The organism is Aquabacterium sp. NJ1 (assembly GCF_000768065.1).
In the GTDB taxonomy this organism is placed as follows: domain Bacteria; phylum Pseudomonadota; class Gammaproteobacteria; order Burkholderiales; family Burkholderiaceae_C; genus Aquabacterium.
The window spans coordinates 2,464,123-2,486,003 of record NZ_JRKM01000001.1 but is presented as its reverse complement, the minus strand read 5'-3'; the positions used below and the strand labels follow the sequence as shown (position 1 = coordinate 2,486,003).

14 protein-coding genes are annotated in these 21,881 nt (G+C 67.9%); 7 read left to right on the top strand and 7 right to left on the bottom strand.

Annotation, left to right across the window (positions count from 1 at the left end; genetic code table 11):
- Positions 1-3 precede the first annotated feature (3 nt).
- The 5 genes from JY96_RS23585 (at position 4) to JY96_RS10645 (ending at position 5,370) form a co-directional block, all read left to right on the top strand.
- Entirely contained in the window at positions 4-177 is a 174-nt protein-coding gene (locus JY96_RS23585; protein WP_161784301.1) for a hypothetical protein, read from the top strand.
- Positions 178-302: 125 nt separating this feature from the next.
- Complete coding sequence (tagH, locus tag JY96_RS24210) at positions 303-2,675, top strand: type VI secretion system-associated FHA domain protein TagH (RefSeq protein ID WP_052162394.1); 2,373 nt, start codon at positions 303-305, stop codon at positions 2,673-2,675.
- On the top strand, positions 2,672-3,439 hold the full coding sequence (locus JY96_RS10655; RefSeq protein WP_081961187.1) for a PP2C family serine/threonine-protein phosphatase: 768 nt from the start codon (positions 2,672-2,674) through the stop codon (positions 3,437-3,439). The genes tagH and JY96_RS10655 overlap by 4 nt, the downstream gene beginning before the upstream one ends.
- Positions 3,440-3,554: 115 nt before the next feature.
- Positions 3,555-4,127 carry an OmpA family protein gene (locus JY96_RS10650; RefSeq protein WP_035037266.1) on the top strand — a complete coding sequence of 191 codons (573 nt, stop codon included), beginning with the start codon at positions 3,555-3,557 and terminating at the stop codon, positions 4,125-4,127.
- A gap of 79 nt (positions 4,128-4,206) precedes the next feature.
- Entirely contained in the window at positions 4,207-5,370 is a 1,164-nt protein-coding gene (locus tag JY96_RS10645; protein ID WP_035037265.1) for a geranylgeranyl reductase family protein, read from the top strand.
- 36 nt (positions 5,371-5,406) lie between these two features.
- On the opposite strand, the gene JY96_RS22830 is transcribed toward JY96_RS10645, so the two are convergent.
- The 7 genes from JY96_RS22830 to tssJ all read right to left on the bottom strand — a co-directional run bounded on the left by JY96_RS22830 (position 5,407) and on the right by tssJ (position 18,617).
- Positions 5,407-8,790, bottom strand: a complete 3,384-nt coding sequence (locus tag JY96_RS22830) for a PAS domain S-box protein (RefSeq protein WP_081961185.1) — start codon at positions 8,788-8,790, stop codon at positions 5,407-5,409.
- 172 nt (positions 8,791-8,962) lie between these two features.
- Positions 8,963-10,942, bottom strand: a complete 1,980-nt coding sequence (locus JY96_RS23580) for a serine/threonine-protein kinase (RefSeq protein WP_052162393.1) — start codon at positions 10,940-10,942, stop codon at positions 8,963-8,965.
- Between the two features lie 34 nt (positions 10,943-10,976).
- Positions 10,977-11,678: a type VI secretion system-associated protein TagF gene (gene tagF, locus JY96_RS22230; protein ID WP_052162392.1), complete on the bottom strand. Its 702-nt coding sequence runs from the start codon at positions 11,676-11,678 to the stop codon at positions 10,977-10,979.
- Positions 11,678-15,274, bottom strand: coding sequence for a type VI secretion system membrane subunit TssM (gene tssM, locus JY96_RS10625; protein ID WP_035037264.1), 3,597 nt, complete (start codon positions 15,272-15,274; stop codon positions 11,678-11,680). The genes tagF and tssM overlap by 1 nt, the downstream gene beginning before the upstream one ends.
- Complete coding sequence (locus JY96_RS10620; RefSeq protein ID WP_035037263.1) at positions 15,271-16,623, bottom strand: DotU family type VI secretion system protein; 1,353 nt, start codon at positions 16,621-16,623, stop codon at positions 15,271-15,273. Before JY96_RS10620 ends, tssM begins: the two co-directional genes overlap by 4 nt.
- 67 nt (positions 16,624-16,690) lie before the next feature.
- On the bottom strand, positions 16,691-18,031 hold the full coding sequence (gene tssK / locus JY96_RS10615) for a type VI secretion system baseplate subunit TssK (RefSeq protein WP_035037260.1): 1,341 nt from the start codon (positions 18,029-18,031) through the stop codon (positions 16,691-16,693).
- 64 nt (positions 18,032-18,095) lie between these two features.
- Positions 18,096-18,617, bottom strand: coding sequence for a type VI secretion system lipoprotein TssJ (gene tssJ / locus JY96_RS10610; RefSeq protein WP_081961184.1), 522 nt, complete (start codon positions 18,615-18,617; stop codon positions 18,096-18,098).
- A 123-nt stretch (positions 18,618-18,740) separates the two neighbouring features.
- Between tssJ and JY96_RS23900 the strand changes: the two genes are divergently transcribed.
- Together JY96_RS23900 and JY96_RS10600 are read left to right on the top strand one after the other, a co-directional pair.
- Complete coding sequence (locus tag JY96_RS23900) at positions 18,741-20,717, top strand: MltA domain-containing protein (RefSeq protein WP_161784299.1); 1,977 nt, start codon at positions 18,741-18,743, stop codon at positions 20,715-20,717.
- 83 nt (positions 20,718-20,800) lie between these two features.
- Positions 20,801-21,874 carry a diguanylate cyclase gene (locus tag JY96_RS10600; RefSeq protein WP_052162390.1) on the top strand — a complete coding sequence of 358 codons (1,074 nt, stop codon included), beginning with the start codon at positions 20,801-20,803 and terminating at the stop codon, positions 21,872-21,874.
- Positions 21,875-21,881: the final 7 nt, after the last annotated feature.

Below are 21,881 nucleotides of genomic sequence, written 5' to 3'. Positions count from 1 at the left end.
GGCATGCAGCTCAACCCGCAAGTCGTGCTGGCCTTGGTCGGCGGCCTCCTCTTCGTGCTGGGCATGCGCGACGTGATCAAGCACAAACGCATCACGCCAGCCGCCAAGGGTCGCTTGATGGTGGCCTTGATCTTCGCCGCCGTGCTGGCCTGGCAAGCCTGGCAGCACCAGCCTTGATGCACCGCAGCCTGGCGCATGCGGCCGCATGACTTTCGTTGATTGACCAAGGTCAGTCACGCCGACACCATTCGGATCATCGCCCCAAGCCATTTCTATAACAGGGGCAGTCTGGAGCCTCCTTCATGCACTTGCTCATCCGCGCCGTCAGCCTGGCTGGCCAGCCTTTGACGCAGGCGATTTCCGCATACTTCGACGAGCGCGGCGGCACCATCGGCCGCTCCGACACGAACACCCTGGCGCTGCCCGATCCGGAGCGCCGCATCTCGCGCCTGCAGGCCGAGGTCAGCCGCGGCCCCGAAGGCTGGCGCATCCTCAATGTGGGCAACGCCAACCCCATCTGGCACAACAACAAGCCGGTGCCGCCGGGCGAGGGCGTGCTGCTGGATGAAAACGACGAGCTGCAGATCGGCACCTATGCCCTGCTGGTCACGTATTCGCAAAACGATGCCACGGCCCGCACCATCACCAAGGGCCGTGCGGCGGTGGATTCGCGTACCGTCATCGTCGGGTCTGGGCAGGAGCCCCGCACGGATCCGAGCCTGATGCGCTCGGCCGAGCATGGCACGGGTGTGCCCATGCCGGCTGCTGCTGCCGTACCGGCCATGGCGCCGGCACAGGCTTTCGCTCCCGCACCTGCACCTGCCCCACAGGCCTCCAGCGCCTCGCCCTTTGCCGATCTGCTGGGCGGCTTGAGCGGCTCGTCCTCGGCTTCGGCGGGGGCCTCGGTGTCGCCGGCCTTCGTGCCCGCGCCGGCGCCGTCCCCGGCTTCGCCGTTCGCCGATCTGCTCGGTGGATTTGGCTCGCCCTCGCCAGCATCGTTTGCGCCCGCTGCTGCGCCCGTCGCGGCACCCGCTGCACCGGCACGCTTGCCCGATGACTTCGACCCGTTTGCCGATTTCCAGGCCGCCCCGAGCCCGACGGGCCGGCCGGCCCCGGCCGCCAGCAGCTGGGACTTGCCGCAAGCGCCCACACCGCCGGCCAGCGCCTCGCCGTTCGACCTGTCCGGCGGCGCCAAGCCTCTGCCGGGTGACCTCGATCTCATGGGCTCGGTGGCCCCTCCTGGCGCCCAGTCCCTCGACCAGATGTTCGGTCTGGGCGGCGGCACCTCGTCCGACCCACTGGCCTCTTTCCTGAAGAAGACGGAGCCGGCTGCACCCGCCGAGGCCGCGGCCGGTACGCCCATCAGCGTGGACCCGCTCTCGCTGATCAAGCCGCGTGCAGACATCGGCATCCTGGCATCCGACAAGCCACCGGTCGAGGCCGGCCCGGCCTTGCCCGACGACGTGCCCGAGCTGCAGGCGGCCATGCCGTTGCCGCCCGTGGCGACGCCCACGCCGGCACCCATGCCTGCACCCATCCCCGCGCCCGTGCCGGCCGAGCCCCCCCTTGCCGCACCTGCTGCATCCCAGGCCAGGCCCACGCGTGAACCGATGGAGGCCTCCTTCTCCTTCATGCCGCCGCCCAAGCCGGCGGACAAGGGGGCGGACAAGGGGGCGGACAAAGGGGCGGCCCCTGCCGAGCCCGCAGGGAGCTCACCTTTTGCCGATCTGGGCCTGGGCACACCAGCCCGCTCAGGCGGCTTGCTGGACGACCTGGACCTGTCGCCGCAGACCGTGCCGGCCGTGCACGTCAAACAAACCATCGACGTGAGCGCCCCGGTGGGCCACGAGCCGCTGGCCGAGCCTTTGCAGACCCAGTTGCCCATTCCGCAGACGGCCGTGCCGCATGTCGAGGTCCAGGCGCCCGAGCCTGTGGTGGCCCCGGCGCCGGTGTCCGCACCTGTGGCCGCGCCCGCAGCATCAACAGCGGCGGCCGTCGCCTCCGCTCAGGCCGCCACCCGTACCGGAGCTTCATCGGACACACCAGCCGATACCCGAGCGCTCTGGGCCGCCTTCTGTGAGGGCGCCGGCATCCACTTCACGCCACCCCAAGGCCTCAACCCGGATCTGATGCGCGTCATCGGCCAGCTGCTGCACCACACGGTGGACGGCAGCCTCAAGCTGGTGGCCGCGCGCGCCGCCACCAAGCAGGAGATGCGCGCCGAGGTCACCGTGATCCAGGCGCGGCGCAACAACCCGCTGAAGTTCTCGCCGGATACGGTCTCGGCCATGGAGCAGCTGCTGCAACCGCCGCTGCGTGGCTTCATGTCCGGCCCTGAAGCTGTGGCCGACGCCATGGACGACCTGCTGGGCCACACCATCGGCACCATGGTGGGCATGCGCGCCGCGCTGGAGGGCGTGCTGGCCCGCTTCGAGCCCGATGCACTGGAGGCCAAGCTCGTGGGCCGCAGCATGCTCGACAGCCTGCTGCCCATGAACCGCCGCGCCAAGCTGTGGGAGCTGTATCTGCAGCACTACGAAGCCGTCAAGGCCGAGGCGCAGGACGACTTCCACAACCTCTTTGGCCGCGCCTTCCTGCAAGCCTACGAAGAACAACTGGACCGCCTGGACGCCGAACGCCGCCAGACCGGCCGTGACCCAGCCAAACCTGCATGATGCACATAGAAGTAGCCAGCCGCAGCGAAGTCGGCCAGCGTTCGCACAACGAAGACGACTTTCGCCACGGCACCTCGGGCACCCACGTCTATGCCGTGCTGTCTGACGGCGCCGGCGGCCACAGCAATGGCGCCATGGCCTCGGACATCGTCGTGCGCACCGCCACCTTGCTGTTGCAGCGCGCCACCGTCTACAACCCCGCCGTGCTGGAGGCCTCGATCGAAGAGGCCAACGAGGTGCTCAACGCCGGCCAGGAGGGCTTCAAGAGCCACCAGCGCATGCACGCCACCGTGGTGGTCCTGTGGCTGGAGGCGCAAGAAGGCCTGGCCATGTGGGGCCATGTGGGCGACTCGCGCCTGTACCGCGTCCGCCAGGGCGTGGCGCAACAGCTCACCGTGGATGACAGCGTGGTGCAGCACATGGTGGACGCTGGTTTCATCAAGCCCGAAGAGGCCCGCCACCACCCGCGCAAGAACCAGTTGCTGGCCGCCATGGGCAGCGAGGAGACGCCGCACGTGCACCTCACGCGCGAGCCGCAGGCGCTGATCGAAGGCGACGCCTTCTTGCTGTGCTCGGATGGCTGGTGGGACCAGCTCGAACCCGCCGACATCGAGCGCACCCTGCTGCAGGCAGGCAACCCCGGCCAGTGGCTGGACCAGATGGCCGAGCTGGTGGCGCAGCGCCAGGTGCCCAACCAGGACAACTACACTGCGGTGGCCGTCTGGGTGGGCAACCCGGCCGAGGTCACGCGCATCGGGCCTTGATGGGGCATGACCTGGCCCGCCTTGCCGCCCATGACCCTGTCGATGACAAAAGTCGCTTTTCACCTCCAGGCCATCGCCCTACAGTGACGGCCGTCACCCCTTCAAGGACTTGTCCATGAACACGTCTTCCCGCTCCTTCCTGATCCGCGCCTTGAGCGCCGCCGCCTTGCTGGTCAGCGTGGGCCTGGCCCATGCCGATGACCCCACCCCCACCACCGTGCTCAAGGGCAAGGCCGTGACCGAGGGCAACCTCATCGACGCGCTCACACCCGAAGAGCCCGTGGTCACCCGCTCCCTGCGCGTGCAGCGCGACACCCCCGGCCAGCAGGCCGCCCGCAAGCCCAGCGCCTCGCTGCTGATCACCTTCGAGACCAACTCCGCCGAGCTGACCCCGCAGGCCAAGAAGCAGCTGGACGTGGTGGCCGCGGCCCTGCGCAACAACAAGCTGGCCGACTATGGTTTCAACGTCGAAGGCCATGCCGACCCGCGCGGCACCCACGACATGAACCTGACCCTGTCGCAGCAGCGCGCCGAGAGCGTGCGCAACTACCTGGTCACGGCGCATTCGATCGACCCCAAGCGCCTGAAGGCCGTGGGCAAGGGGGATGCCGAGGTGCTCAACGCCAAGGACCCGGCTGCCGCCGAGAACCGCCGCGTCACCATCGTGACCGACGTCTCGAAGGACTGATCTGTCTGGCACCCGCGCGGTATCGGCGCGGGGGTGGTGATACGCTGCGCGGCTGTTCAAGTTGATTCCAGCAAGCAGCGTGAGAAAACACCATGCAGTCATCGTGATCGGTGGCGGCCCGGCCGGGTCGTCTGCCGCCCGTACCCTGGCCAGTCAGGGCGTGGACGTCGCCCTCGTCGACAAGGCGGTGTTCCCCCGACCCAAGCTGTGCGGCGGCCTGCTGACGCTGCGAAGCCGCAAGCTGTTTGCCCAGATCTTCGGTGACGCGGCCTGGGCGCAGGCCTTCGAGTACGAGGCCGATGGCATCCGCCTGTTTCACCGCGAGCGTTGCCTGAGCGAGGTGGGTGGCCACAGCGCGCTGTACTTCACGGCCCGCCATCACTTTGACCACTACCTGCTGGGCCTGGCGCGCGAGCAGGGCGCCACCCTCTACCAGGGTGATGGCCTGGCCTCGGTCGACCTGGATCGGCAGGTGTGCCGCCTGCAGTCCGGCCAAGAGATCAGCTACGACTACCTGATTGGTGCAGACGGGGTCAACAGCACCGTGGCGCGCACGCTGTACGGTGCTTCATACAACCGCGACAAGATCGCGTTCGCGCTGGAGATGGACGTGGACCGTGCCTTGCTGCCCCGCGATGTCAACCGCCCGGAGATCTACTTCGGCGTGGTGAAGTGGGGCTACGGCTGGGTGTTCCCCAAGCGGGACACGGTCACGGTCGGCGTGGGCGGCATCCAGGCCCGCAACCCGCAGATGAAGCAGGACTTCGAGGCCTTTCTGGTCAGCGTGTTCGGCCGCATGCCGCCGGGCAAGATCAAGGGCCACCACATCCCCTTTGGCGATTACAAGCCCACGCCGGGTGCCGGCCAGGTGCTGCTCGCCGGGGATGCCGCCGGCCTGGTCGAGCCCATCACCGGCGAAGGCATTGCGTTTGCGATGCAGAGCGGCTACCTCGCCGCACAGGCCGTGCTGGAGGCGCAAGCCTCGGGTGGCCGCGTGCCCGCGCTGGCGGCTTACCAGCGCCGCCACAAGGCCATCACGCAGGTGCTGGACCACGCCAACCGCCTGCGTTACCTGATCTTCCCTCAAGCCTGCGAGCGCCTGCTGGTCAAAGCCTTGCCACGCAGCACGCAGGTCACGCGCATGCACCTGGATTTGATGGCCGACGAGATCAGCTATGGGGCTTATGCCCGACGCCTGGGCTTGCGGGTGGTCAAGGGCCTGGTCAGCGGCCGCTTCCTCTGAGGGGCTGCGCGCGGCTGGCCGTGTGCGTGCAAGCGCTCAGCCCGTGGTGCAGGTGACGCGGCTCAGCAATTCAACCAGCGGTTGCGGCTTGTGGATCAGGTAGCCCTGGGCATGGTCCACGCCGAGTTTGCGCAACTCATGCAGCGTGGCTTCGGTTTCCACGAACTCGGCGATGGTCTTGATGCCCAGCACACGCGCCACTTCGCAAAAGCAGCGCACGGTGGCCTGGTCGAGCGGGTCATGTACCAGGGCTTTGATGAACTGGCCGTCGATCTTGAGGTAGTCCACCGGCAGGTTCTTGAGGTAGCCAAAGGACGAGGCACCCGAGCCGAAGTCATCCAGCGCCATGCGCACGCCGCGCTGGCGCATGCCTTCGATGAAGGCGCCCGCATCGGCCAGGTTGGTGATGGCCGAGGTCTCGGTGATCTCCAGGCAGAGCTTGCGCACGTCCACCGAGGTTTCGGTGATCAGCTCCTGCATGAAGTGGTGGAAGCTCGGGTCGCTGATGGACTGGCCCGACAGGTTGACGGCGATGGTGTCGATCTGGTCGAGCGCCTCGCCCTGGCTGGCCAGCCACTCGAAAACGTGGCGCACCACCCAGCGGTCGATGCGTGAAGCCATGTGGAAGCGCTCGGCCGCGGGCAGGAAGGCGCCGGGCGGGATGATGCTGCCATCGGTGTCTTTCAGGCGCAGCAGCACTTCGCAGTGCAGGCCCCGGGCATCGTGGTGGATGGGCGCGATGCGCTGGCCGTAGAGGATGAAGCGGTTCTCGTCGAGCGCCTGCTCCAGCCGGCTGGCCCACTGCATCTCGCCTTTGCGGGCACGCATGGCCTGGTCGGTGTCGTACCAGGCGTGCACGCGGTTGCGGCCGGCCTCTTTGGCGGCATAACACGAGGTGTCGGCCGCCTGCAGCACGGAGGCGGTGGTGGCCCAGCGTTTGTCCAGCGGCACCAGGCCGATGCTGGTGCCAATGCGGAAACGCCGCCCATCGTGGATGAAGCGGAACTCGCTCATCTGGTCGCAGATGTCTTGCGCCACGCGGTGGGCCTGGTCCACATTGCAGTGCTCCAGGATCACGCCGAATTCATCGCCACCCAGGCGCGCCAGCGTGTCACGTGCGCGCACGCAGCCTTGCAGCAGGCTGGTGACCTGGCACAGCAACTGGTCGCCCACGCTGTGGCCGCAGGCGTCGTTGACGAGCTTGAACTGGTCCAGGTCGATGTACATGAGCGCGTGCGCGCTGTCGTGTTCATGGGCCTCGCTCAGCACGCGGGTGAGGCGCTTGTCGAACTCTGCACGGTTGACCAGCCCGGTCAGCTCATCGTGCGTGGCGCGGAAGTTCATCTCGTGGCCCATGCGGCGCTGCTCGGTCACGTCATGGAAGACCAGGACCACGCCCAGCATGGTGCCGTCTTCATCGCGGATGGGCGCGGCCGAGTCCTCGATGCCGTATTCGACGCCAGTGCGCGAAATCAGCAGGGTCTGGTCCAGCTGGCCGATGTGCAGGTCTTCGGCCAGGCAGCGCTCGAAGGGGTTGACCTCGGGCTCGCGCGTGAGTTCGTTGACGATGTGAAAGACCTGGCCCAGGGGCTGGTCACGCGCGGCCTCATTGGGCCAGCCCGTCATGCGCTCGGCCACGGGGTTGAGCCATTGCACGCGGCCATGGGCATCGGTGGTGATCACGGCGTCGCCGATGGAGTGCAGGGTCACGCGCAGCAGCTCGTGCTTTTCGGCGAGTTCGCGCTCCATGCGCTTGCGCTCGGTGACGTCGTAGTTGGTGCCCAGCACGCGTGTGGCGCGGCCCTTGCCGTCGCGGAACACGGTGGCGCGCCCGTACACATAACGCACATTGCCATTGGGGTGGCGCACGCGGAAGTCGAAGTCCATCGCCTTGTGGCCCTTGATGGCGGCGGTCAGCTCCCGGCTGGTGTACTCCAGGTCATCGGGGTGGATGCATTGCGCCCAGTCTTCGATGCGGCCGGTGAAGTGCTCGCGTGGCAGGCCGAAGATGGTGAACATCATGTCGCTCCAGGTGAGCCTGCCATCGGGCAAGGTCAGCTCCCAGATGCCGATTTCATTGGCCTGCGTGGCCAGGGTCAGGCGTTCCTGGTTGGCATGCAGCGCGGCCTCCACGGCGTGCTTTTCGGTGATGTCTTCCAGGATGGCCAGCGAGCGGCCAGGCTGGCCATCGGCCTCGCGCTCCATGATGGCCGACAGGCGCACGTCGATGAGGCTGCCGTCCTTGCGCACCATCTGGTACTCGACGTTGTCGCAGCGGCCGGTGAGCAGGTAGCGCGGCAGCACCACGTTGCGCGCGTACTCATAGGACGAGGGCACGAGGAAATCCGCCGATGAGCGCCCGATGACCTCTTCGCGCGTGTAGCCCATCTTGGCCAGCCAGGTATCGCTCACCGTGAGCAAGATGCCGTGGCTGTCGATGGAGTGCAGCATGGCCGGCGTGGACTCGTACAGCGAACGCAGACGGGCCTTGCTCTCCTGCAGCGAGTATTCGGCCAGCTTGCGCTCGGTGATGTCGCGGCCCACAGAGTGGATGCCGGTGACCTGGCCGTGCTCGTCGCAGATCACGCGGTTGGTCCAGGCCATCCAGCGCAGTTCGCCATTGGCGGCCACGGTGCGGTTTTCGTCTTGCAGGGGCTCGCGGGTGTCCAGCAGGCGCTGGATGTGGGCTCGCACTGCCTCGCGCTCGTCTTCGGGGATGTAGTCGTAGAAGCTGGTGCCGATGAGGGCCTGCGTGGGCTTGCCGTACTGGCGGCTGTAGGCCGCGTTCACAAAGGTCAGCCGGCCTTGGGTGTCGGCCAGCGAGATCAGCTCGGTCTGGTCTTCGACAATGGCGCGGTACAAGGCTTCGTTGTTGGCGATCTCGGCGGCCAGACCCTGGCTGGCTTGCAGGGCACGGTTCAGCGTGCGTTCGCGCAGGAGCAGGGCGTCGGCGGCGATCTGGGCCAGGTGCTGCAGGGTCTGGCGCTGTTTGCTCGACAGGATGCGGGGCTGCCGGTCGATCACGCACAGCGTGCCGATGCGCGAGCCATCGGGCAGCTTGATGGGGGCGCCGGCGTAGAAGCGGATGCCGGGCTCGCCGGTGACCAGCGGGTTGTGCACAAAGCGCGGGTCGCGCGTGGCATCGGCCACTTCCATCACGTCATCTTCCAGGATGGCATGGGCGCAAAAGGAGATGTCGCGCGGGGTCTCGGTGACCGCTGGCAGGCCCACGCGGGCCTTGAACCATTGCCGGCCCGTGTCAATGAGGCTGACCAGGGCGATGGGCACACCACAGGTGCTGGCAGCCAGCTGCGTGAGCGTGTCGAACAGGGGTTCGGGCGCGCTGTCCAGAACGGCCAGCTCGCGCAAACGCGACAGACGCTGTACTTCGTTGGCGGGCAGAGGCGCAGGTTGGGTCATCAAGCGGTGCGGGTGGGCTCAAGAAGCGGGGCCGGGCGGGGTGGACCTGCCCGGTGGGATTGTCTCCTTGTGAACTGCCCCGGGATGCGGGGATACAGCCGTCTTGTCACCGGTTATTTGCCGATTGTGTGCCTGTCCGGGCGCCGTGTCAGCAGATTCGTGATGGCTGTGGTCAGCGTGTGGCCACTTCCTCGATGTGGACCAGTGTGGCGCCATAACGTTGATCGCAAGGCGTGGGGGGCGTGGTGGTGCCTTCGCACAAGGCCGGTGGCACGAAGGGGCTGCCCGGGCCCTTGTGCTCGGCCCAGGCTTGGGCGGCCTGGGCCATGTCGAACTCGGGGATGGTGTCCGTGGTGTTGAGGTGCAGCGCGCTCAGGTCGCGCGGGTAGGGCGAGACCATGGTCACGATGTGGTCTACGCCGGGCGGGCCGCCGGCGGTGATGTGCCAGCCCTTGCGGGGCAGCTCCACCAGCTTGTCGGCCTCGATGCGGTTGTTCTTGTCCAGCGCGTTGGGGAAGAGCAGGTAGAAGTGGTTCTGGTCCGTGCCGGCCAGGTAGACATACAGGTAGCCGGGCACACTGGACTTGACCTGGAACAGCAGCTTGTCCTTGCCGATGAGCAGCTGTGACTTGTCGGTCAAGGTGTTGACGGCCATCAGCGGGTCGGCGTTGCGCACGATGTCTTCCAGCGCGGCCACGATGGTGAAGGGGTCGCGCTGGGCGGGCATCGCGGGGGGCGTGGCGGAGGCGGTGTTGGCCGATGTGCTGGTGGCCGTGCTGGCCGAGGTGTCGCTGGCGGTGTTGGATGCCGCCTGTGCCACTTGTGAGGCGCTGTCGCCTGCCGTGGCCGGGCCAGCCTGGTGCGAGCGGGTCATGAACCAGGCGCCACCACCACCGGCCAGGCCGAGCGCGGCCAGCGCGATCCAGAGCTTGTTGAGGCCGCCGCCGGGGGCGGTGGTCGATGTGCTTGCCGATGACGGGCTCGATGTGGCCGTGGGGGCCCCCGTGGTCGCCGGTGTGGCGGCGTTGGACGCCTGCGCCACCTGCGTGGCCGGGAAGCCGGTCGCCGTGGCGGCCATCGCCGTCATCTGTGTCTGCTGCTTGGCCTGCGTCACCAGGGTGGCCGCGTCCATGCCAGCGGGCATCATCACCGTGCGCTCGTCGTCCTCATTGGCGGGGGCGGGTGGCGTGGCGCCAGGTGGCAGCTCGGTGGCAAACAGGCGCTCGCGCAAGGCGGCCATGTTCTGCAGGCGCTGCTCGGGGTGCACGGTCAGGCCGGCGTCGATGGCAGCGAGGAAGGGCGCGGAATAACGGCCGAGCGCAGCTTGCGAGATCGGCGTCATGTCGTCCTTCATCATGCGGCCCACCGAGGGCGGCGGCGCCTTGCCCAGGATGGCGGCATACAGCACCGCGCACAGGGCGTAGACGTCGGTCCACGGGCCCTGCTTCATCGAGGGCACTTCGGCGTACTGCTCGATGGGCGCGTAGCCCGGCTTGAGGATGACGGTCAGGGCCTGCGTGGCGTCGCCGATCACGCGGCGGGCGGCGCCGAAGTCCAGCAGCAAGGGCTTGTTGAGGCCCAGCAGCAGGATGTTGTCGGGCGCGATGTCGCGGTGGTAGCAGTGGTCGGCGTGGATCACTTCCAGCGCGTCGATCAGGGGGCCGAGCATGCCCTTGAGCCAGGCCTCGTCGGGCGGCTGCTGCTGCTCGCGCAACCAGGTCTTGAAGGTGGGGCCCTGGTAGTAGGGCATCACCATGTAGGCGGTGCCGTTTTCTTCCCAGAAGCGATAGACCTTGATCAGCGCGGGGTGGTCGAACGAGGCCAGCAGCTTGGCTTCGTTGACGAAGCTGCGCATGCCCAGCGTGAAGGTGTCGCGCTGGCGCTCGGACTTGACGGTGACGGACAGGTCACCCGCACGTGTGGCCAGCGAGCCGGGCATGTACTCCTTGATGGCGACCACGCGTTCGAGTTGCGTGTCGTGCGCCAGGTAGACGATGCCGAAGCCGCCTTCACCCACCAGGCCGGTGATCTCGAACTCGTGCAGGCGGTGGCCGATGGGCAGGGCGTTGCCGCTGTGGCCGCCAGCGGCCGGCCTGGGACTGCTGGAAGAGGGCGTGGCGGGCTGGGGTTGGGCGGATTCGGCTTGGCTCATGGGGCGAGGGCAACGCAGGCAGCGCTGAAACGGGTTACCAGCTGCCTTGCAGCAGTTCGACGAAATGGTCTTGGCCGGGCAAGCCCGGGCCCAGGCTCAGGCTACCACTGCCATGGCCCGAATCGGGCAGCCACCACAGGCTCTGGCCTTGCACCTGCTGATGCAGGCTCATGCCCGCCACGCCTTCCAGCCAATGGCTGAGCGAGGGGTGCGGCGCGCCCTGGTAGCGGTCGCGCCCGACCAGGCGTTGCAGATTGGGCGCGCCAACGGGGGGCGCGGCCTGCCAGGTGGGGGCGTCCATCAGCCGGGCCTCGAAGGCGTCGACCTGGGCGCCTGCATGCAGGGTGCTCATGGCGGCCTGGGCCACGTGGTCCATCCAGCGCTGCAAGGCGGTGTGGTCCTGGCCGGAGTCTGGTGCGTAGGCGCTGGCCTGGGCCACGACCAGGGGGAAGTAGCGGCCCACGCTGTCCACGCTGGGCATCATCACGCCCATCCACCAGTGGGGGCCTGCGATACCGGGGCTCCAGGCGAAGCGCCAGATGGGGGCGGTCAGGTAGGTGTTGAGCCAGCGTTCGCCCAGTTGCGCGCGGCTGGTCTGCACGCCGCGCGACAACCAGTCATCGCAGCGCTGCACGAACTCGGGCGGCAGGCGCCGGGCGCTGAAGTCACCCAGCGAGGCGATCTTGCCGAACCAGCCACATGTCGAACCCACGGCCGAACCACCCGCCGACATCATCACAGGCCTCCAGGGCAGGAGAAGCTGCTCAGCTCCGGCAGGCGGAAGGGGTTCTGCACGCTGCTGGACGTGACCGTGAACGTGGCCTTGCGCCCGCCCACATTGAACACCACGTTGAAGCGCTCGGGCGCGCCCGCGGGGCTCAGGCTCATGCGGTCGAACAGGCGGAACAGCGCCCATGGGCCTTCGGTCACGATGGCGTTGTCACCGGGGCCGGGCGGGGCCAGCGAGACGCGCACCAGCGAGCTGCCACGCGGGCCGGGCCATTGCACGGTGGCCGGGATCTGCGGGCCGTGGGCGTATTTCACCAGTTGGCCGTCCACGTCCAGCGTGAACTGGGTGATGGTGGCGTCCATCTCGAAGGGGCGGAAGTCCAGGCGCAGGCCCGGCTGGTTGCCACCCGCACGGAAGAAGGTGTCGCGGATGGCGGCCGCGCGCTGGAACTGCGCCAGCGTGCCGCTGTCCGTGCCCATGGTGGCGCCTTCGAGCTTGCGGAAGCTCCATGGCCGCGTGGACGTGTCCACGAAGCGGGCGAGCTGCTGCTGGAAGAAGCTGTCAATCAGGCCGCCGGGCGCGAACATGCGGGCGAAGTCATCCTGCGTGACATCGCGGCTGCTGCCGCGCGCAAACGGGTAGCGGCCCGCAATCGCCTGCTGGCAGAACTCGCCGATCTGCGACTTGATGGCCTGCCCCAGGTTGGCGCGGGTGGCGTCCAGCGCGGCCGCAGTGCCACTGACCGACAAGGTGTTGAGCAACGAACGGATGGGCTCGGGCAGGCGGGCGGCTTCGGCCTTGACCTTGTTGGGCACGTCGCTGGGTGGGGGCACATTGCCGCCTTGCACGGCCGTCTCGGTGGCGGTCAGCAAGGTGTAGACCTCGTTGATCAGGCCGATCGTGCCGTCGATGGGCGCGGGGCTCTTGCCATCGGGGCTGGTGACCATCTCGCGCAGGGCCACGAAGCGGTCGTCCACGATGGACTCGATGCGCCGGCCATCGGCCACGGCGTTGGGCGCAGGCTTGTCACCAAAGAGCTTGGCGATCTCGGCGCGGGACTTGTCCAGCGTGCTTTCGGCCTTGTCCTGCGCCTTGTCGATGAGCGACTTGCTCTCGGACAAGCTCAGCGTGGTCTCGTGCGACAGCGCCGTCAGCAAGGGCTTCAAAGGCGATTCAGGGCTGGACAGCACACGCGCCATCTGCACGGCCTTGGGCAGGCTGTCGGAGGGCAGCATGCGGATGTCGGCGATGAAGCCTTCCCAGATCGTGGCGTACTCGGTGAGGTAGATCTGGCGCACGTCGTCGGTCAGGCGGCGCAGCGCGGTCGGGTCACGCAGGGATTGCGAACGGGCGCTGTCCTGCACGCCCAGCACCCAGGTCTCTTCCTCGCTCAGTTGCTTGGTGGCTTGCTCCACCTGCGGCTGGAAGCCCTTGTGATAGCCGTCAAACGTGAACAGGCCGGGCACGCCCTTGGTCAGTGGTGCGCCGCTGGCCCGCATGAACACGAGGGCCGCGCTGTTGCCCGCGGCCTTGGCCACGGTGAACTCGGGGATGTCTTCCCCCACGCCTTGCTGCTTCAATCGGTAGTACACGCGTTGCGCCAGGGGGATGGCCACCAGGCGGGCCCGGGTGCTGTCCACCAGCTTGCGGTCTTCCGGCAGGGGCGACACGGCCGGGCCCTGGGCCAGCAGGTCATCCAGATAGCCATTGAGCTCGGCCCGCTGCTCGGTGGTGACGCTGCGCGGCAGGTTCTGATCCCAGTCGGCCATGAAGTAGGACTTCAGCGCCTTGGGGTCGAAGTGGTCAGGGTCATGCAGCATCACGTAAGCCTTGAGGGCCTCGTACTGCAACTCGGGGTTGTCGATGCTGGTCTTGACCTGGTCTTCCACGCGCAGGGCGATGCGCGGCAGCAGGGCGTCCACCAGCATGCGCTCATAGGCCTGGCGCGAGGCCGAGTCCAGCTTCTTGCCTTGGTACAGGCCCCAGCCGAGCGACCAGGGCACCTCACGGTCGCTGTCGCCCACGGCCAGGTCACGCGTGGCCTTGAGCGCGGGCATCAGCACCAGGATGTCGGACGAGGCGCGGTTGGGCGTGGTCTGCAGCAGTGAACGCACCGCCTGTTCACGCTGGCTCACCGCGTTCACGTAAGCGCGGTTGTTGAAGAAGCTCACGCCCCAGGCCACCAGCAGGGCCGTGGCCAGCACGCCGATGGTGGCGTAACCAGCCAGGGCCATCAGGCCGCGGCGGCGCTCCCACTTCAGGTTGGTGCCACCCAGTTCGCTTTCGGCGAACACCACGTCATTGAGCAGGCGCTCCAGGAAGAAGGCCTTGCCGCTGGCCTTGTTGGGCGGCAGCACGGTGCGCTCCAGCCGGTAGCTGCGGGCGATGCTGCCCAGCATGCGGTCCAGCGGCGTGCCTTCCTGCGTGCCGCTGATGAAGTACACACCGCGGATCAGCGGGTTGGCTTCGAACTGCGACGGCGAGAACACATCGTCCACAAAGGACTTGAGCACATTGCGCAGGCCGCCGAACTGCTGCGGGAAGGCGTAGATGCGGGCGCGGCGGGCCGGGTCGTGCTCCAGCTGCAGGCGGTCGATCAGGCCGTCGGTCAGGCGCTTTTCAAGCGCGTCGAACTCGGGCAGGAAGGCCGATGCGTCACTGTGTTGCTGCTCATCGAGCTTGAAGGTGAAGCCCCAGGGCGTGGCGCGCGTGTCGCGGTCCAGCTCGCCCAGGGTGTCCATGAAGCCGGACAGCAGGTCGCACTTGGTCACCATCAGGTAGATGGGGAAGCGCACGCCCAGCTGCTCGTGCAGCTCCTGCAGGCGGGTGCGCACGGCGGCGGCCTGGGCCTGGCGTTCGGCGGCAGACTTGGTCAGCAGATCGGGCACGGACACGGTCACCAGCACGCCGTTGACGGGCTGGCGTGGGCGGGCGCGCTTGAGCAGGCCCAGGAAGCCGTTCCACGCGGTCTGGTCGGCCTGGTGGTCGCTGTCTTGCGTGGTGTAGCGGCCGGCGGTGTCCAGCAGCACGGCCTGGTCGGTGAACCACCAGTCGCAGTTGCGCGTGCCGGCCACGCCGGGCAGGCCTTGTGCGCCGCTGCCAGGTGTCGCCAGCGGGAAGCGCAGGCCCGAGTTCAGCAGCGCCGTGGTCTTGCCCGAACCCGGCGCGCCGATGATGATGTACCAGGGCAGCTCGTACAGGTAGCGCTTGCCGGCGCGGGCTTTCATGCCCGCCCACACCCCTTTGTGCGTTTCGAAGCGGGCGTTCTTGAGCGTCTCCATGCCCTTCTCGAAACGCTCGCGCAGCAGCTTGACTTCAGGCGCTTCGGGCGGGGCATCGGCGCCTTTGGGGGCGGGCTCCATCAGCTGGTTGACAACGGCCTGGTTGGCCTTTTTGGCGCGGATGGCACCGATGACCTTGACCAGCACGTAGATGCCCACGATCAGGCCGATCAGGATCAGGCGGGACCAGACCGATTCCAGCGGGCGCACGGTGCCAATCGCGATCAGCGGCCCCACGATCCAGATGACGAGCGACAGGGCCAGCAGGCCGATGATGGCCAGCACCGTGCCGTTGAACAGGAAGGACAGCAGCTTCTTCATGGTTGGGTCTCTTGGGCTGCGTTGCCGTTGGCTGCCGCGTTCTCACGGGCCACGAACAGGATCACCTCCACGCGGCGGTTGAGGGCGCGGTTGGCCGGCGTGGTGTTGTCCACCACGGGCTCGCCATCGGCCCGGCCTTCGGCGCGGATGCGTTCCTTGGCCACACCATTGGCCTGCAGCAGGTCCCGCACGGTGTCGGCCCGTTCTTGCGACAGGTGCCAGTTGGAGGGGAAGCGCATCGAGCGGATGGGCTGGTTGTCCGTGTGGCCGGTGACGAGGATGTTGCCTTGCACGTTGACCAGGGCCTGGGCAATGCGCTTCATGATGGCTTCGCGGTTCTCGCTCAGCGAGGCACTGCCGGCCTCGAACAGGCCGTCGCCACGCAGGGTGATCACGCTGCGGTCGATCTCGTCGCGGACGGCCACCAGGCCCGAGCGGATGTCGGCCTGGAGGAACTGCGCCAGGCGGGGCTTGGCCGCGGGGATGGGCGTGGGCGGCACAGGCGGGGCCAGGCGCAGGCTCTGGATGGCGCCAAACACCGGGTCGGAGTGGCCGCTCAGGGCAAAGCTCAGGCCCAGGTAGAGGGCCAGCAGCAGCAGGGCGCTCACGGCGCCCGTCACCCACAGGGGCAGCCACGACAGCATCAGGCGGCGGGCCTGCGGTGCGCCTTGCCAGTTCTGCGCCAGCGGCTGGGCATAGTCGCCACGGGCTTGCTTGAGCAGCTGGGCCAGGCGGTCGCGCACGGTGTCCAGCTGGGTCTTGCCGCCTTCGATCACGCGGTAGCGGCCCTCGAAGCCCATGGTGATCACGGCATAGATGAGTTCGAGCAGGTCGCGGTTGGCGGGCACGTCTTCGGCCAGCTTGGCCATCAGCTGGAAGACCTTTTCGCCGCCATACGCCTCGTTGTGGAAGGTGACCAGCAGGTTGTGGCGCGCCCACTGGCCCGAACCGCCCCAGGGGGTGGAGGCCGCGGCTTCGTCCAGCAGCGTGCACAGGATGTAGCGGGCCGCCAGCACGCGTTCGCTGGCGATGCCGGCGGCGCGGGCCTTGGCTTCGAAGTCGCGCAGGCCGGCGGCCATGGACTCCTTCAGCGCGGCCGGGTCGGCCAGGTGCGTGGTCGAGCGGATCTGCGGCACCAGGGCCAGCAGCGGGTTGGCCAGGGCCACCAGCGGGTTCAGGCCGGTGTCGGGGGCGGCCAGGTCGGCGGCCACATCGGCGCCGCGCGCCAGGTTGTCAAAGGGCGCGGGCGAGCCGGCTGGCCGCTGGCCCGGCGTGGGCATCACGAAGGTGCGCCCAGTGTCGATCGAGGCAAAGGGGTCGATCGGGGGTTGGTTGGGTGGCTGGGTCATGCCGGTCTTTCAATGGCGCAGGGTCAGCGGCTTCTCAGTGGCGTTTCAACGGCGTCGCAGCGGCCTGTCAGCGGCGGATGGCCCACAAGGCCAGCTCCAGGCCGGGGAAGTCACCGGCCACATGCAGGGCCAGGTTGCCGCTGGCTTCGAACTTCTGCCACAGCTCGCCACCGCGCTCCAGTTCGAAATAGAAGAAGCCGGCGTGGAAGGGCAGCTGGCGTGGCGCCACAGGCAGCGCGCGCAAGGTGATGCCGGCCAGGTTGAAGTTGACGAGCTCCTTGATGCTTTCCACCGGGCCGACCTTGGTCTGCGCCGGGAAGCGCGTGCGCAACTGCTCGCCGGGGATCTGGGCGTTGACGGCCAGCACGAAGGTGGCGGTGCGCACCATCTCCAGATCGGGCACGACGGCGGTGCGCACACCGAACTTGCGGTCCACCAGCTCGATTTGCACGGCGTTGTCTTCCTCGACCGCCGAGAGCATGTCGCGGATGGCCTCGAACACGGGCGTGAAGCAGCCGCGCAGGTCCTCGTGCTGGTACAGCGGGAAGTCGGGCGAGCGGCGCGCCGCCGTGTGGAAGGTGGACAGCTCGCCGGCCAGTTGCAGGCAGGTGGTGAACAGCGTGTGCGGGTGCACATTGGGCGCGCTGGCGTACTGGCGCAGCAGCGGCTCATGGCGGTTGAGCAGTTGGAGCCGCAGGAACTGCGCTACCTCGGACACGCCATGCCCCAGCTGCCCCATTTTTCCGGCCAGGGCGTGCGAGCGCTGGCGCACCAGGCCGTGCAGCAGCGTCAGGCTCGACGACAGGTGCCCGCTGGCATCACACACCACCTGGGGCGGGATGTAGCCGCGGTCCAGCAGCACGGCGTTGTCGCTGCGGCGCTCGGCCACCAGGGCGCAGCCCAGCACGGTGTAGGCGTCGGTCAGCTCCTTGGCGCGCAGCAGGCGCAGGCGCAGGCGGCCGGTCTGGATCTCTTCGGGTTCGGCGGTGGCGTCGGTGTTGTCGCGCACGCCTTCGATCAGGGCTTCGAAGCGGGCCAGTTCGTCGCCCGTGCCGGCATCACCACCGAAGTCCGCCTCGTTGAGGCCTTCGCGCTGCACCGGCAGGGCCAGGTAGACCACCTCGTTCTTCAGGTCGGCGGGGATGTCCAGCGGGGCCGGGGCCGGGTCCAGCTGGGGAATGGCAAAGGGCGTGCCGTCCGGCCAGATGCCGCTGGCGCGGGCGATGCCCAGGCGACCCAGCGCGAGCAGGCTGTCGTCGAGCTGCAGCTCGGTGAAGCCCCAGGCGAACGGTGACAGGGCGCGCACGCGGCTGTCGATCAGGCGCTCGGTGTAGCGGGCCTCCTGCTGGAAATGGTGCGGTTGCAGGAACATGCCCTGCGACCAGACGACTTTGTTGCGCCAGCTCATGTAGTTGCCTTGTATTGCTTGAAGGGCTTTGCTTGGGGCTTCACGTGGGCCTTCATTCCCGGCTTCACTTCGCCGGGGCGGGCAGGATGGCCACGGTCAGCGGCTCGATCTTGATCACCCAACGGTTGGTCTTGTTGGCTTCCACCGCGGCGATGGCGCGCGAGCGGGATTTCTCCAGGTCACGGAAGCCCACCAGCACCGCCAGGAACTTGGTGTCGGGCTGCGTCTTGCGGTTGAGGTCCTTGGTCTCGCCGGGCTTGAGCACGAACTCGTCACGCACGACCAGGTCACTGCCCAGCACGTCCTTGTCACGCTCGTACAGCGAGATGAAGTCGGCCGAATCGAACTGCGCACGGCCCTTGAGTTCGTACACGCGCACCACCACCGGCGAGGGGCGCTTGCGGGCATCCGGGTTGGCCTGCGGCGACGCCACCACCTTGGCCTCGACCACGGTGGGGTCCGGCTTCATGAAGGGGATGGGAACGTCAGCGCAACCGGCCAGCATCACGCCGATCACGGCAGCAGACAAGCAGCGGGGGAGTGAGGGCAGATGAAAGCGCATGCCAGACGAGGGGTAGATGACCATAAGGATGAGTAACGGTCGAGAATACTGGCCCCCCCGTGCGAGACGCGGTGACTTAGGTAACAAGCCGGGCGTTTTGACCAAGGTCAGTTGCCGTGGTGTGAGCGGGGTTTCAAGATGCGGCGCATGTTGCGCAAACCGTTTGACCTGTTTCCCCCCGTGATCCGGCCCGGTGTGCTGTCGGCGGGTGTGTTGCTGCTGGCGCTGGTGGGGTGTGCCAGTGGTCCGGCCAAGGTGGATCAGGCGGCAGCGGTGCCACCTGAGATCGCTGCAGGCAGGGCAACCGATGTGCAGGCCGATGCGGCGCCCGTTCCGGCAAGGTCGCAAGGCCAGTCCATCGCCACCAAACACGCCCTCTTCAAGGTCAGTGCGTTCGACAGCCTGCCCGGCTGGCAGCAGGACAACCTGGGCGAAGCCTGGGCCGCCTTCAAGGAGTCGTGCAAGGCCCTGGAGCGCAAGCCCACCTGGAAGCCGCTGTGCGCCAAGGTCAAGACCATCAAGGACCCCAAGGCCGGCCGCCAGTTCATGGAGCGCGAGTTCGCCTTGCTCACCGTGCAGAACACCGACCGCACACGCGAAGGCGAGATCACCGGCTACTACGAGCCCCTGCTGCAAGGCCGCGCCCAGCGTGATGCCCGGTTCGCCGTGCCCGTCTACGGCATCCCCAATGACCTGTACTTCCTGGATTGGAAGACGGTGCCCGTCAGCCAGCGCAAGGGCCTGACCTATGTGCGCGCCAATGGCCGCCTGCTGACGCCGACCCAGGCTGGTCAGCCCGGTGCCATCGCCGTGGACCTGCGCGCCTTCACGCTCGACACCCTGGACCGCCGCCTGCGTGTGCGCGTGCAGGGCAAGCAGGGCCTGCCTTACTACACCCGCGCCGACATCAACCGCAGCGCCGCGCTGGATGCCCCCGTGCTGGCCTGGGTGGACGACCCCATCGCCCTGTATGCCATGCAGATTCAGGGCGCGGGCCGCATCCGCATGGCCGACGGCAGCATCCTGCGCCTGGCTTATGCCGATCAGAACGGCCATCCCTTCAAGCCCATGCAGCTGTCGGCCTCGGGCAATGAGCGCGTGCAGACCCGCGGCGCCCGCACCGATGGTGCAGCGGATATCGCCGACGAGATCGAGCATTTCGACCTGGCCGATGCGGGTGGCGCGCAGGCCGATGCGGATGCCGATGCCGCAGGCCCAACCGATGCGCCCTCATTCTCGTCCTCACCCACGCCCGACGAACCTTTGACACGCGGCGCCCGCAAGGCCTCGCCCACACCGGTTGCCGCCCCCGCCTCGACCGATGCCGCCGTGACCGACACGGTTGATGCCCTCTTGCCGCCCCCCGGCTCGCACAAAACCGTGCCCAAGCCAGTGGCGCGCACCAAAGCCTTGGGCACATCCAGCGGCGCCACCTCGGCCACACCGGGCGCGGCGCCCACGTCGTCCCAAGCAAGCGGTGGCTCCCAGCAACTGGTGGATGACTTGTTGACCCAGGCACAGGCCAGCAAGGGCCGTGCGCCGAAGCCCGCCCGGTCAAGCCCGCCTGGCACCCAGGCGCCGTCGAGCATGCCCGCCATCCCGGGCGCCAACCCCCTGACCAGCAAGCTGCTGCAGCAACGCAGCCGCGCGCTCGACAGCGACCCCAGCTACGTCTTCTTCCGCCCCGCGCCGGACCAGTCCATGCAGGCCGGCCCCGTGGGCGCGCTGGGCGTGCCGCTCACCGCGGGCCGATCCCTGGCGGTCGACCCACGCGTGCTGCCCCTGGGCTACCCCGTCTTCCTGGATGCCGCAGGCGGTGACCGCCGCCAGCCCCAGATGCAGCGCCTGATGTTCGCGCAGGACACGGGCGGGGCCATCCGGGGCGCCGTGCGTGCCGACTACTTCTGGGGCTTTGGCGCCGATGCGGGCAAGCAGGCCCGCCGCACCAGGCACAAGGGGCGCATGTGGGTGCTGGTGCCCCACGCCGAAGTTGAGACGCTGCTGTCTAGCAAGCTGGTCACCCGCGGCGGCAAACCCGACGCAGCCCAGCCCGAATGCCTGATCGACGACGAAGCCTTCTGCGACAGCGACAGCGCCAGCCCTGACGACGACAGCGCCCGATAAAGCGCTGGCGACCGCCTCAAGTCGCCATTTCGTCTGCCGATAAAACCCGATATCACCTCTTCGGGCTGCGGCCGGGCGTTTCCGTGAAGTACATCCAGGACCTCGTCAAGACCCTGCAGGGCGGCACCAACACGAAGGGTGTTTTCCTGGGCTTGCTGACGCTGGTCACCGTCATCGCGGCCGTGGCCCACCTGAGCTTCATCTTCCTGTTCGACTCGGTGGGCGTGCCCTGGATGGCGCGCGCCAACGTGGCCAGCGTGCTGGTGTACGTGCTGTCGGCGCTGCTGATCCAGAACGGGCGGCACATGATCGCCATGGTGCTGATCGTCGGTGAGATCCTGCTGCACGGCATCCTGGCCGTGGCCGTCATCGGCTGGGACAGCGGCTTTCACTACTACATCATCCTCATCATGCCGGTGACCATCCTGAGCAACTTCCACGCGAGTTGGTTCAAGGCCGTGGTGGCGACCGGCGTCGGGGTGCTGTACATGGCCCTCGATTTCATCTTTCGCAACGCCACGCCGCTGGACGTGATCCCTCAGCCCATGCTGCAAGGCCTGCACTACTTCAACCAGGCCAGCACCCTGGTCATCCTGGCGATGTTGGCCATGGCCTACTACCGCCTGGTGGCCAATGCCGAGGCGAGCTTGCGTCAGCAGGCCTGCACCGACCCCCTGACCCAGCTGCAGAACCGGCGCTTCGCCATGGAAGTGGCCCAGCACGAAGCCGCCGTGTTCGAGCGCGGCGGCCGCCCGCTGGCCCTGGTGCTGGGTGACATCGACCACTTCAAACGCATCAACGACCTGCATGGCCACGAGACCGGCGACACCGCCCTCAAGGCCGTGGCCCAGGCCCTGCGCGAAGGTGTGCGCGAAGTCGACCACGTGGCCCGCTGGGGCGGCGAGGAGTTCCTGATGCTGCTGCCCTCGACCGACGAGGAAGAAGCCCTGCAGGTGTCCGAGCGCGTGCGCGAGGCCATTGCGCAGATCGACCTGGTCCACCACCACCAGCTGGTGCCCATCAGCATCACGCTGGGGGTGAGCCTGCTGGCCAGGGGCGAAAGCGTCGAGCAGGCCCTGGCGCGTGCCGACCAGGCCCTCTACAAAGGCAAAACAGCCGGGCGAAACCGTGTGATTCTGGCTGGACACGAGGCCTGAAACATTT